General features: G+C 27.5%; 10 protein-coding genes. 7 read left to right on the top strand and 3 right to left on the bottom strand.

Annotated elements, in window-relative coordinates; genetic code table 11:
• Positions 1 to 23 precede the first annotated feature (23 nt).
• Together CAMP5118_RS01560 and CAMP5118_RS01555 are read right to left on the bottom strand one after the other, a co-directional pair.
• Positions 24 to 2,057: a DEAD/DEAH box helicase gene (locus CAMP5118_RS01560; RefSeq protein ID WP_337216439.1), complete on the bottom strand. Its 2,034-nt coding sequence runs from the start codon at positions 2,055 to 2,057 to the stop codon at positions 24 to 26.
• Positions 2,057 to 3,670, bottom strand: coding sequence for a site-specific DNA-methyltransferase (locus tag CAMP5118_RS01555; protein WP_337216438.1), 1,614 nt, complete (start codon positions 3,668 to 3,670; stop codon positions 2,057 to 2,059). Before CAMP5118_RS01555 ends, CAMP5118_RS01560 begins: the two co-directional genes overlap by 1 nt.
• Before the next feature lie 343 nt (positions 3,671 to 4,013).
• On the opposite strand from CAMP5118_RS01555, the gene CAMP5118_RS01550 reads away from it, so the two are divergent.
• From CAMP5118_RS01550 to CAMP5118_RS01525, 6 genes are all read left to right on the top strand, one after another.
• A complete protein-coding gene (locus CAMP5118_RS01550) occupies positions 4,014 to 4,475 on the top strand; it encodes a hypothetical protein (protein WP_039668992.1) in 462 nt (153 codons plus the stop codon).
• Positions 4,476 to 5,066: 591 nt separating this feature from the next.
• Positions 5,067 to 6,977, top strand: coding sequence for an N-6 DNA methylase (locus CAMP5118_RS01545; protein ID WP_337216437.1), 1,911 nt, complete (start codon positions 5,067 to 5,069; stop codon positions 6,975 to 6,977).
• The gene (locus CAMP5118_RS01540; protein ID WP_337216436.1) at positions 6,974 to 8,275 is read left to right on the top strand and encodes a restriction endonuclease subunit S; all 1,302 of its coding nucleotides are present in this window, start codon (positions 6,974 to 6,976) and stop codon (positions 8,273 to 8,275) included. Before CAMP5118_RS01545 ends, CAMP5118_RS01540 begins: the two co-directional genes overlap by 4 nt.
• Positions 8,276 to 8,301: 26 nt before the next feature.
• Positions 8,302 to 8,976, top strand: coding sequence for a DUF4145 domain-containing protein (locus CAMP5118_RS01535; RefSeq protein ID WP_087684860.1), 675 nt, complete (start codon positions 8,302 to 8,304; stop codon positions 8,974 to 8,976).
• A 15-nt stretch (positions 8,977 to 8,991) separates the two neighbouring features.
• Positions 8,992 to 10,014 (top strand): DUF4917 family protein, encoded by a 1,023-nt coding sequence (locus CAMP5118_RS01530; RefSeq protein ID WP_087684859.1) that lies wholly within the window; start codon positions 8,992 to 8,994, stop codon positions 10,012 to 10,014.
• 13 nt (positions 10,015 to 10,027) lie between these two features.
• Entirely contained in the window at positions 10,028 to 12,949 is a 2,922-nt protein-coding gene (locus CAMP5118_RS01525) for a type I restriction endonuclease subunit R (RefSeq protein WP_337216435.1), read from the top strand.
• A gap of 31 nt (positions 12,950 to 12,980) precedes the next feature.
• Here CAMP5118_RS01525 and CAMP5118_RS01520 read toward each other — a convergent pair whose 3' ends face one another.
• Entirely contained in the window at positions 12,981 to 13,601 is a 621-nt protein-coding gene (locus tag CAMP5118_RS01520; RefSeq protein WP_047208734.1) for a DUF305 domain-containing protein, read from the bottom strand.
• A gap of 121 nt (positions 13,602 to 13,722) precedes the next feature.
• Between CAMP5118_RS01520 and CAMP5118_RS01515 the strand changes: the two genes are divergently transcribed.
• Entirely contained in the window at positions 13,723 to 14,355 is a 633-nt protein-coding gene (locus CAMP5118_RS01515; protein WP_337216434.1) for a hypothetical protein, read from the top strand.
• Position 14,356: the final 1 nt, after the last annotated feature.

Below are 14,356 nucleotides of genomic sequence, written 5' to 3'. Positions count from 1 at the left end.
GAACTATCACATGCTAACAAAAATCAAAATAACCTACCTTGCTTTTCACCTCTCATATATTCAACAAACATTTCTTCATTTATATTTTCTTCAACCACTCCATTTTCACATTTCCATATTTTCCAATCACCACCGATTTTCACGGGAATGTAAAAAATATACCCTGTTTTTTCACTTGCATAAGTATAAGCTTCTTTTAGTTTTTCAATTTTTTCTTTATATGAAGTCTCATCTATATTTGAAGAACTACTTTTATTTACACTTTTTACTTCAAAAATATGAATTTTATTTTGCTTATCTTTAAAAATAAAGTCGGGATAACTTGTGTGTTTTCTTGTGTAATAATAATCAAATTTAATATTTGATTTATCTATGAAATTCTTACCAAATAAAGAAACTTCTACATTATTAATTTTTATTTTTTTGCAACATATATCTTTTAAATTAGCAAGGATTGTAAACCACTCCTCTTCAGCTTCACTATCAAATTGAAATCTACTCCCTTTACTTTCCCATATCCAATCAGTAAATATAACTGAACTTCCGTTGCTATCAAAAAAACTATAAATATCATCTCTTAATTGAACTTCAACTACATCTCCATATTTTTCATAATCTTCAACAACAGAACTTACCTTATTGCTGATATTATCTAAATTAGCATTAAACACAAACCATTTATTAAAATCTGTAACAAAATCTCTTTGCTTTTCTTTTACTTTATCACTACAAGATTGAAATTTTTTATAAGCTTTAAAAATAGACTCATTATAGTATTCTATATCATTGTTAATACAATCTGATATATCTATATCATCTAAAGCAACCTCTCTAAGAACAGTGATTTTAAATGGAGCAAATTCTTTAATTATTTCGTTTTCAAATAAACCTTTATTAATTTCACCCTTTAATTTTACTATTGTGCGTTTATTTTGATCTTCTTTAGGTTTTATACCATAAACATAAGCTGTGCTAAAAATTTCTTGAGTATTTTTATCTAATTTTTCAAAATATGTTAAACAAGGATTACGCCTTATACGTCCAATAACTTGCTCATCAAGTTGTTTAGATTGTGAATTTCTAACTTGATAAAGCATACAAGCTCTAGGCATATCAAAGCCTTCTGTTATAACCATTTTAAAGATTACAACGTCAATAGGAAAATCATTTTGTTTAACATAGTTTTGCCACAGGCTTTTATTTTTTACTTTTTCTAATCTACTATTACTTTCATAGCCATTTTCTTTTTCTACAAAACATACCCATTTTAAATCTTTTTCTTTCAAAACTTTTTTGATGATTTCCATTTCATATTCTGCATTATTTTGATTAGAAATTTGTATTATAAAAGCAGGAACTATCCCTTCTTTATTATAAACTTCTTTAATGCTTTTAAATTTATCTAAAGCTTTGCTTAATCCACTTTCTAAATCTTCTTCATCTTCTATATATTCTACTTTTTTAATCAAATTTGCACTAACAGCGTCGTTTTCTGATATACAAACATCAAATTGATCGTTTTTAGGAGTAGCTGAAAAATTAATAACTTGAGTAAAATAATTTGATAACTCATTTAGCAGATTTGTAGCTATATGGCTTTCATCTCTTATTAAAATTATTTTTTTACCTAGATTTTTGCAAGTTTCTAAAAATACTAATAAGCTTTTTTCTTTACTAATTCTACTTGCTTTAGTATATTGTGAAGTAGGCAAAACAAACACATTATGATTTATATCAATATATAGACTATATTCTGTATTTTTTGTATTTTCTGCACCACTACTAATGTAAAAAGGGTTTAATCTTGTAAAAGTATTTAAAGATAAATTTGCAAAACTTTCAAAATTTTGTCCTGCTAATTTTCCTTTAGAAAGAGTAGAAACTATAAAAATAAAATCATCATCAATTTCTAGCATTTTATTCATCAAGCTTGCCATCATATATGTTTTACCACTTCCAGTGGGTGCTTTTAAGGTGATATTTTCTTTCCCTTGCATGGCTAAATTAAACAAGGAATTTACAGTTTCATTTTGTAATTCTATAATTTCTTGTTTCATCATTCACCTTCTATTTTTCTGCAAGTTAGCTCAAATTCTTTACATATCCATTCTATTTTATCATGGATATTTTCAAAATCTTTTCCATAAAGTTTTTCATCTATTTTTTCAAAAACTGAATGATCGCTTGAAGCAATATTTTCAATTTCACTAACTTCTAAGCTATCTCCATAAGGAGTATTTTTTTCCAACCATTTAAAATCTTTACTTTCATCATAACATTCTCCACTCATGATTCTTTTTAAACGCTTTGAAGTAACATCTAGGGCAATTCCATTTGGATTTAAATCTGTTATTTCATTATTAGTAACTAAAATAAATTGTCTATTACCACCATCTTGTTTGTTTAATTCCAAAACAGCATGTCCTGTAGTTCCACTGCCTGCAAAGAAGTCTAAAATGATAGATTCGTTATCATTAATAATTTTACAAAGATATTGAATTAAACTAAGTGGTTTGTTGTAGTTAAAAATTTTATTTTGAAAAATTTCTTTCAGCTCACTAGTAGCTGTTTCATTTGTACCAACATTATCTTTTTTAGAAATTTCTTTCGATATTTCATATAATATTTTATTAGAAATATAATTTGTTGGAGTTACACTTCTACTTCCATCTCTACAATATCTAATTGCAAATTTGTCACCTTTCACAATCAATTTTGTACCATCTTTAACTTCTTTATCTAAAAATTCTTGCGTCCACCTAAAATTACCTTGTAATCTAAAATTATTAACTATTTTTCCATTTTGCACTAAAACATCATCCAATAATTCTATTTTATCTCGTTTTCCTTTAAGATATACACCATCTTTTAAATTAGTATCAACATAATTAGCTAAAAAATTTAATTCTATTACAGAATTACTCTCATTATACAATGGAGCATCTCCTCCAGAAATATATTTAGCAATCATCTTATCATTATTAATATTTTTCTGATAGCAAAGGACATATTCATGTGTTTTTCGCGTTTTGCAAGATAAACTTGGAGGTGTTTCTGTTTTGTTCCAAATAAAAGTTTCTACAAAATTTCCCTCACCAAAAACTTCATCAAACAAACATTTAACATAAGCTTGATTTCTATCATCGATACTACAAAAAATAACACCATCATCTTTTAAAAGTTGTCTTGCTAGTATTAATCTTGGATAAAGCATGGAAAGCAAATTATCTCTTGTGATTGCATTGTTGTAATTAGTTTGTGCAAATGCACCTAAATCATCTTTTCCATAAGGTGGATCTATATAAATTACTTTAATTTTGTTTTTATAGCTAATCAAAAGATTTAAAAGTGCAGGATAATTATCGCCTATTATAAGTTTATGAGTAATTCCACCTTGATCAAAACTAAGATTCTCATTCTTTTTCAAATATCTTATTGTTTGTCCTTCATTTTTCTCCAAACGCACATCAAAATGAAAACCTGTTCTTTTATAAGTCATACCTAGAGCTGATATTTTCAAAACTTCTGTTTTATTTTCTGCATTATCGATAAGTTTTATTAGAAAATCTGCATTTTCTTTTTCTAATATACCATTGCTTGCACGATCTAAAATTTTTATTTTTTCTTCTTCTTTTAATTCTTGTAAGCTTTGCAATTCATTTCTTTCCATTTTACGCCTTTCTTAAATATTATCTAATAAATTATTATTCATTTGTTGAGTAAAATCATGATATTTATTTTGTGAAATTATAATAAAAATACATAAGATAATTATTTAAAATATTTTTAGATATACATAAAAATTACGAATCATAAATTAAAAAAATAATCTCAAAAAATCATTTTTTCTATGAGCCTCGCAGAGAATATTTTGTTATTTACTTAAAAAATGGTGTCATTTTTTGGAGTAAATAGCTATCCTGCTTTTACTAAAATTTTCATCTTAATTTTTATATTTATAAGACAAAATATTTTATACTTGTAATTAAATAAAAATCAAAAAAAGGAATGTTATGAATTTTAATTATCCAAATATAAAAAGACTAGAATCTATTTTAAATGAAACATCATTTCATCAAATTTATAATTTATGGATAAATAAACAAATTTCTCACTATGCTTTAAAAATATTAGAAAGATGGGCTGAAAATTATCCAAATACAATCAAAACTTTAGGAATGTCAGATCTAATAACTTTGGTATTACCACAGGAAAAAATGGAAATTGAAATTTTATCTAGTGCAAATTCAAAAAAACAAATAGAAAATGGTTTAACTACTATGGAAATATTACAAGAAGCAGAAATAGATTTGAACTATTATATAAAAACAAATCCTCAACTTTATTCTCCACTTTTTCAAGAAACCATGCAAGAAGATAAAGTACAAAAACTAGAAAAAAATATTAACGATGACTACTGGAAATTACAAACACAAATCATGGATTTACAACATGAAATAAAAGATTTAAATTAGTTAGTAATTTAGAACTATCAATAAATAAATCACAGAATGCATAAATACTTAAAAAGTATGTATTGTAATTAATATAATACTACTATAAAATGTCGCTTTATTCTCTTTTTATAAAAATTAAAAAGAGAATAAAAATAACCAAAAAGAAAAATAAAAAATTTTCTTATTAAATTATCAGGATAAAAAGTTATAATAATCTCATCAGAGGAGGATAGTGGCGGGATGAGACCCTCTCCTTTGATTAATCTGCATTAAAAATTCTACAAATAGCTTTGCTTTAAATTTTTGGCTTATTTTAATATTCTTATTAAAAAAAGAAGATATAATTTTGCTAGAGGGGGATAGTGGCGGAATGAGACCCTCCCCTTTTTATATTTTAAATAGGGTTCTTTTTGGGGTTCTTTAAAAAATATAAAAAACTGTAAATATCTAAAAATAAGCCTTTATAAATATTAGTTAAAACTCAATCGGACCACCATTTTTTATTTCTTTCGATTTCTCTTATTCAAAGCATAGATTTAAAACTATTTATAAGATTTTTATTGATGATTTTATATAATATATTATAAATAAAAATAAAAGGAAAACATCATGAATCAAAGTCAATTCCAACCCATTATCAACTTCATATGGAGTGTGGCAGATGATTTACTTCGTGATGTTTATGTAAAAGGCAAATACCGCGATATTATTTTACCTATGACGATTATAAGAAGAGTAGATGCGGTTTTAGAACCTACAAAAGATAAAGTTCTCAAAACTTACGACACTTATAAAGATAAATTTGAAAATTTAGATTTTATACTAGGTGGAAAACAAGGAAACAACCTAGGCTTTTCTAATTATTCTAAATTTAGCCTACAAACCCTTCTAAATGATCCAAAAAATATCAGAATAAATTTTGAAAATTATTTGGATTGTTTTAGTGAAAATATCAAAGATATCATCTCAAAATTCAAATTCAAAAACCAACTTGACACCCTAGAAGAATCAAACATACTTTTTGGAGTGATAGAGAGATTTTGCTCACCTAGGGTAAATTTTGGTATAGAAGATATCTTAGATGAAAAAGGAAATGTTATCCATAAAGGCTTAAGCAATCTTGGCATGGGGTATGTTTTTGAAGAGCTCATTCGTAAATTTAACGAAGAAAACAACGAAGAAGCCGGAGAGCATTTCACTCCAAGAGAGATCATAGAGCTTATGACACATCTTGTATTTTTACCCGTAAAAGAACAGATCAAAAAAGGAACATGGCTTATTTATGATAATGCTTGCGGAAGCGGTGGAATGCTCACAGAGTCAAAAGAATTCATCACAGATCCTGATGGTCTTATACAATCAAAAGCAAACATCTATCTTTACGGACAAGAAATCAACCCCGAAACATACGCTATATGCAAAGCAGATATGCTAATAAAAGGCGAAGATCCAGATCATATAAAATTTGGCTCCACTTTAAGTAATGATCAACAAGATAAAAAATTTGATTTCATGCTTAGCAATCCACCTTATGGCAAGTCTTGGGAAAATGATCAAAAAATTCTAGGTGTAGAAAAGAAAGGTTCAAACTCAACTTGCAATGACCCAAGATTTAGCGTAGGTATCACAAGCAAAAGCGATGGACAAATGATGTTTTTGCTCAATATGCTTAGCAAGATGAAAACAGATACCCCTTTAGGCTCTCGCATCGCAAGCGTGCATAATGGCTCATCACTTTTTAACTCAGATAGTGGCATGGTAGCCATAAGAAAACACATCATAGAAAAAGACTATCTTGAAGCTATAGTCGCTCTACCTACAAATATGTTTTACAATACAGGAATTCCTACTTTCATATGGATCATCACCAACAAAAAGCCAGAACATAAAAAAGGCAAAGTCCAGCTTATAAACGCTACAAGCGAAGAGTATTTTTCAAAAATGAAAAAGTCTTTAGGCTCTAAACAAAATGAAATGACAAAAGAACATATAGAAAAAATCACTAAGTTATTTTTAGAAAATGTTTCTAACAAAGACTGCAAAATTTATGACAATGAAGACTTTGGCTATATTAAAATCACCATAGAAAAACCAAAAAGTATAGAAGTTTTAAAAGAAGATGAAAAATTTGCAAAACTCAAAGATAAAGACAAAATCTTAGAAAAATTACAAGAGTTAGAGCAAAACCCACAAGATTTTGAAGATAGAAACGAATTCATAAGCTTTTTAGGTGTAAAACTCAAAAAAAGCGAAGAAAACCTCATCATCGATAGTGACAAAACCAACAATACAGAAAAAATCCCACTCAAAACAAACATACAAAGCTACTACGACACAGAAGTAAAACCCTATGTGAAAAATTCTTGGATAGCTTGGGATAGTGCCAGTGTGGGTTATGAAATACTTTTTAACAAATACTTTTATACCTATACTCCACCAAGAAAACTAGAAGAAATAAACAGCGAATTAGAAAAGCTAGAAAAAGAAGTGCAAGATCTTTTAAAAGAGATCATGCAATGAAAAATTTCAAAGATAGCGGTATAGAATGGCTTGGGGAAATTCCAGAGCATTGGGAGGTAGTAACACTGAAATATCTTGTAGAAAAAATTATTGGAGGAGGCACACCTGATACATCAAATTTAGATTATTGGACAAATAATAAAAAAGATGGGTATTTGTGGGTATCTATTGAAGATATAACAAAATCAAGTTTTATAACAGATACCAAAAGATATATTACACAAAATGGTTTAAAATCTTCATCTGCAAAATTAATTCCACCATTTTCTATTCTTTATTCTATTTATGCGTCTTTAGGAAAAATTGCTTATTCTGATCAAATATTGACAACAAATCAAGCAATTTTAGGTATTCAATCAAATCATAAATTAGTATTTTATAAGTTTTTATTTTATTATTTATGCAATACCACAAATTATGTAACAATCCTTTCTAGTATGACTACCCAAAACAATATTAGCTTATCAGTGGTAGCAAATCTTAAAATCCCACTTCCACCATTAAAAGAGCAAGAACAAATCGCAAATTTTTTAGATGAAAAATGCGAAAAAATTAAAAATTTCATAGAGAAAAAAGAAAAACTCATCAACCTTTTAAAAGAACAAAAGCAAGCCTTGATAAACGAAACCATCACAAAAGGACTTGATAAAAATGTAAATTTTAAAGATAGTGGCATAGAATATCTCGGAGAAATTCCACAGCATTGGAAAGTAGTTAGACTTGGGTTAATATTAAAAACAAGTAGCGGCACTACTCCGGATAGTGGTAATGATAAATATTACAAAGGAGGACAAATTGTTTGGATTAACTCAGGAGATTTAAATGATGGCTTTTTGAAAGATAGTAAGAGAAAAATAACTCAAGATGCTCTTGATGATTATTCGGTTTTAAAAATTTTTGATAAAGATTCTTTAATTATAGCAATGTATGGAGCAACTATTGGAAAAACGGCTATATTAAAAGTGAATGCCTGTGTTAATCAAGCCTGTTGTGTATTGGAAAAAAGTGCTTGGTATAATACTTTTTATTTGTTTTATTTATTTAATAGATATAAAAAAGAACTTATTTCAATGGGAAGTGGAGGCGGACAACCAAATATTAGTCAAGATATAATTAAAAATCTTAAAATTCCACTTCCACCATTAAAAGAGCAAGAACAAATCGCAAATTTTTTAGATGAAAAATGTAAAAAAATAGATTTATTGATAGAAAAAACCGAAAAACAAATAAAACTCATAAAAGAATACAAAACCGCACTCATAAACCAAGCCATATGCGGTAGGATTAGAAAGAACTAAATTAACTATAATTTGGAGGTTAAATTATGAATAAATATATTAAACCATTTTTTAAAGGAAAAGCATTTAATTGTCCTCATTGTAGAGCATATTCAAGTATGCAATGGGATGATTTTTTAGAAAGAAATATTTTGAATACTATAACTATAAAACAAGTAGAAGGATATTCTTTTTTTGAATCTACTTGTTATCTTTGTAAAAGGAGTGTTATTTGGTATTTAAAAGATGAAAATCCGAAAATATTCTTTCCAAGGGAAGTTGCTATTCCTCCTGAAGAAAATATGCCTGAAAATGTTAAAGAAATTTATGAAGAAGCATCTTTAGTTTTAGGTGACTCTCCTAGAGCTTCATGTGCTTTATTGCGTCTAGCCTTGCAAGAATTAATGAAGTATCTTAAAGAAAATATTCAAATATATAATGGATTAAAAAATAGAAATATTAATGAAGATATCAAAGAAATTATAAATATTGGAAATTTTTATCAAGAACAAAAAGAGAGTTTAGAAGAAGCTATGAATTCTATCAGGTTGATTGGCAATAAGGCTTCTCACCCTTCTGAATTAGATATTAATGATAATTCAGAAATTGCAAATATTCTTTTTGAAATGATTAATTTTATCGTAGGAGAAATTATTACAAAACCAAAAGAAAGAGAAGAAAGATTAAATAAATTAAAAAGTGCTATAGGTGAAAAACAATAAATCATAAGGAAAAATATGGAAAATAAATTATTGACATACGATGAAGTTTTAAAACAAACAGATGAAAAAAGACACCTTCTTTTAGGAAATGGTTTTAGTATGGCTTATGATAAAAATCGTTTCTCGTTTACAAGTTTGTTGCAAAGTGCTATTGATAAAGGTATTATAAAAGAAAATTCAAATATTCATCAAATATTTAAAAATAATAATACTAGTGATTTTGAAGAAGTTGTTAAAATCTTAGAAAATACTTCTAAAATTTTAGAAATTTATACCCAGAATGAAAGTTTATGTAAGCAATTATTAGATGATTCTAAAAAATTAAAACAATTTTTAGTTGATATTGTTACAAATAATCACCCAGAAAAAATAACAGAAATTTCGGATAATAAATTTAATTCAACTATAAATTTTATAAAAGAATATAGGAATATATATTCATTAAATTATGATTTATTATTATATTGGACTACTGAAAAATTAAGAGAAAAAATAAATGATAAATTAATACAAGATAAAGTAAAATTTATTGATGGTTTTCACAATAGCGATAATGGATATGATGTAGTATTTGATAATAATTCTCGTAAAAATACATGTTTCTATCTGCATGGAGCTTTACATATTTTTGATAGTGGTAATGAAATAATTAAAAAAACATATTCAAGAACAGGTAAACCATTAAAAGAGCAAATTACAGAAGAACTTAACAATAATAGATATCCAGTTTTTGTATCAGAAGGTACATCAAAACAGAAAAAAGCAAAAATTATCCACAATGCATATCTAAATCATTGCTATAAAAGTTTATCTTCTATAGGGGGAAATTTAATTATTTTTGGAACAATGTTAAAATCAAACGATGAACATATACAAGATGCTATATTAAAAAGTAAAGTTATAAATATATATTTTGGAGTTTCAAATTTAGAAAAAGGCAAAAATGACTTAAATAGTTTTATTGAAAAAAACAATAATTTAGAAGAAAATAAAAAGCAAATTTTCTTTTACGATTATAAAAGTGTAAAAATTTGGTAAAACAAGGAAAACAATGACTAACTACCAAGAGAAAGATTTAGAAAATTTCATAGAATCATATTTATTGGAAAATAATGGCTATATCAAAAGAACAAATGAAAATTACGATAAAAATTTATGTTTAGATGTAGAGCTTTTTGAGAATTTTTTACAAGCTACGCAAAGTGTAGCACTCGAAGAGCTTAAAAAGCGTTGTGGGCAAAACTATAAAAAAGAACTTTTTAATCGTATTTTCTCACAGATCAAAACCAAAGGCATAGTCAAAGTCTTACAAAGCTATGTGGAGATCAAAGGCATTAAAATTTACCTAGCCTTTTCAAAACCAAACACTAGCGCAAACGAAGAAAGCGTGAAAAAATACGAGCAAAACAACCTTTCTATCATACGCCAGCTTCACTATAGCACACAAAATAAAAACTCCCTTGATATGGTGATCTTTTTAAATGGCTTGCCCCTTATCACTATAGAACTTAAAAGCCATTTCACCGGACAAAATGTCTTCCATGCTATAGATCAGTATAAAAAAACCAGAAACCCAAAAGAAGCTATATTTAGCCTTACTATAGTGCATTTTGCACTAGATAATGATCTTTGCTATATGAGTACAAAATTAGATCAAGATGCGACTACGTTTTTGCCTTTTAATCTTGGTTTAAACAATGGTAGTGGCAAAATAGGCTTAGCAAATGGAGCAGGCAACCCACCAAGTGATGGTATAAAAACAGCTTATTTATGGGAAAAAATCTTTAAAAAAGATACTTTGCTAAATTTATTTTTTAATTTTGTACAAGTTGTGAAAAAGGAAAACGAAGAAATCATCATCTTTCCTAGATACCATCAATTTGATGTAGTAGAAAAACTACTCGCCCATGCAAAAGAAAACGGCACAGGGCAACGCTACTTGATACAACATAGTGCAGGAAGTGGCAAGAGTAATTCTATATCTTGGCTTGCACATAATCTCGTAAGCTTACATAGACTTGAAAAAAACATCTTTGATTCTATCATCGTAGTAACCGATAGAAAAGTGCTTGATAGGCAAATAAGAGAAAATGTAAAATCTTTTTCACAGAAGACAAAAGACCTAGTCGAAGCCATCACTCATGGAAGCAAACAGCTTAAAAATGCTTTAGAAGAAGGTAAGAAAATCATCATCACAACCATACAAAAATTTCCTTTCATTTTAGATGAGATCAAAACCTTAAAAAGCAAAACTTTTGCTATCATCATCGATGAAGCACACTCTAGCCAAAGTGGAAGCAATGCTCAAAAAATGGCTGAAGTCATAAGAAGCAAAAGCTATGATGAAAATCAAAATTTAGATGATGAAATTTTAGAAATCATAAAAAATAAAAAACTCCAAAGCAATGCTTCTTATTTTGCATTTACCGCTACGCCTAAGCCAAAAACCTTAGAAATGTTTGGTATGCCTTGTGATGTTAATGGAGAGCAAATGTTTATCCCTTTTCATCTTTACTCGATGAAACAAGCCATAGAAGAAGGTTTTATACTTGATGTATTAAAAGGCTATACAACGTATAAAAGTTACTATAAACTCATATCTTGCACAAATGACAATCCAAAATACGATAAAAAAAGAGCAAACGCAAAACTAAAAGCCTATGTCCAAAACAATATAAAAACAATCGAACAAAAATCACAAATCATGTGTGAGCATTTTTTCCAAAATAGTTTTAAAAAGATAAATGGCAAAGCAAAAGCTATGGTTGTAACAAGCTCAAGAGAAAATGCTGTGAAGTATTATCTTGTTTTTAGAGAGTATTTAAGAAAAAATTATCCACATTTTAAAGCTATAGTGGCTTTTTCAGGTGAAGTAAATTTAGAAGGTGAAATTTATAGCGAAAGTAGTTTGAATGGTTTTTCAGAAAATGCTTTAAAAGATGAGTTTAAAAAAAATGAGTATCGTTTTTTAATCGTTGCGGAAAAATACCAAACCGGATTTGATGAGCCATTATTACATACGATGTATGTAGATAAAGCATTAAGCGGAGTAAGTGCAGTGCAAACTCTATCAAGACTAAACCGAACTTGCAAAAACAAAGAAAATACTTTCGTACTAGACTTTGCAAACACCCATGAAGATATAGCAAAATCTTTTAGTGTATTTTATGAGCAAACTTACTTAAGTGAAGCTACAGATGATAATAGAATTTTTGATTTAAAAGCAAATCTAAATGAATATGAAATTTACACCCAAGAAGAAATAGATGATTTTACAAATGCCATTTTAAAAAATGAAAAAGAAAATGTCATTCATTCAAAATTAGACACAATGTTAACTAGATTTGATCAAAAAAGTGATGATGAAAAATTAGATTTTTATAATAAAGCAAGGACTTATCTTAAAGAGTATTCTTTTTTAGCTCAAATATTACCCTATGAAGATATAGAACTTGAAAAGCTTTATATACTACTTAAAAAACTTACTAGTAAGATTATCTTACCTAAACCAGAGGACTTAGCTAAAGGAATTTTAGATAATGTGGATTTTGATAGTTATCGCTTACAACTTAATAAAACACAAGATATCATTTTACAAGGAAATGGAGAGCTAAAACCTTCTTTTGCAGATGGTTCGAGCAAAAGTGCCGAAGCTGAATTAGAAGAGCTTTCAAACATCATCAAAGATTTTAACAACAAATACGCAAATATAGACTTTAACGAAAGCGACAAAATAGCTAAAATCTTATATGATATAAAAGATGATATAGCAAAAAATGAAGAAATACGCGAAACTTTTAACAAATCAGGTATGCAAAATTCGCGCATTAGATTTGATGAAATTTTAGAAGACAAAATTCAAGATCTTTTAAATTTAAATTTAGAGCTTTTTAGACAATTTACTCAAAATAATGATTTCAAAGACAAAATAGCAAATACAATGTTTAATATGATCTATGAAAATGCAAAATGATATCTAGGTAGTTTTACCAAACTACCTATTTTTACATATATTTTAATAAATTTGTAAATTCTTGAATTTCTTTTTCTTGATCTAAGATGATTTTTTTCGCTATATCAGTGATAGTTTTGTCTTTAGAGTAAAATAAAATTTGTTTTGAAGCATCAACCGCACCTTGATGGTGTGCTATCATCGCTTCTAGAAAGTCTTTATTAATGTTTTTGCTTTCTTTAACCGAACTCATTAAAATCATCATTTTTTGCATTAACTCTTTTTCTTCTTGGACAAATTTTTTATAAGTTTCTTCATCAATTTGAGTTTTTGTATAAAGATTTTTATCTAGAATTTCTTGAAATTCTTGGATTTCTTTTTCTTGAGCTTTGATGATATTTTGAGCGATTTTTTTCATCTCTTCACTTTTAGTATGTTCTAATAAAAGCTTAGATGAATCAATAGCACCTTGATGATGTGGGATCATATTAGCTAAAAAATCTCTTTCTATATCATTGCTTTGTACTAAAGGATTTTTCATCATAGGTTCATGCATACTCATCATGATTTGTGATGAAATACTTCCAGAAGCTCCATGATGAGCATGGTGAGAATTTGCAGCAAATAAAGCACTTGCTAAAACTAAACTTGAAACTATAGTTTTTATTTTCATTTTTTTCCTTAAACTTTTAATTTAAAATCAAAAATATATAAAAATATCACAAACTAAAATTAACAAAAAAATTCAATTTTTTTTTGTTATAATTTATATAAAAATATCACAAGGATGGAAAATGCTTAAAGAACTACTTGAAATAAAAAAAGAAATGGAACCTATAATTCATGATTGTTCAGTAAAAATTCAAGTAGCCGCAAGAGAAGTAATCGTAAGAAAAAGAGAATATGAAATTTATGGGCCTATGATAGATAGAGTATATCTTGATAATGCCATTTATATTAAAATTTTTGGTAGTGGGCGTGATACAAAAAGCACTAAAGTAGATATTAAAAACGGCCTTTATATGGTGTATGTAGCTCCTGATAAACCAACTAATCAAGAAATCATGAATAAACTAAAAATCGCATTTGAAAGTATAGATAATAAATTCATTTCAAGAATTTTAGAGCTAAATAGAAGAATGAAAGAAGTGATTAATAAAACCCAAGCAACCCTAGCAAAAGCATCTAATATGAATGTTTTAATAGAAACTAATCTAGGTGAAGCAAGTGCAGCACATAAGTTTGTAATAACCATCAAATACCTGAAAGATAATCAAAAACTAGAATTAAAAAATTCAAAATCTGCAGGTAGCTTTAGAGATACCAAAAATCACATCAACCTAGTAGTAGAAAAAAGCACTGATTCAGCAGTATGTGAAAAACTTTTACATGATGTTGAAATTTATTTCATAGGTAGTGGAAAATAAA

Origin of the sequence: Campylobacter sp. LMG 7929 (assembly GCF_024723595.1) — a bacterium.
In the GTDB taxonomy this organism is placed as follows: Bacteria; Campylobacterota; Campylobacteria; order Campylobacterales; family Campylobacteraceae; genus Campylobacter_D.
Note: the sequence above shows the minus strand (reverse complement) of the source record. Positions and strands in the feature narration are given on the sequence as shown.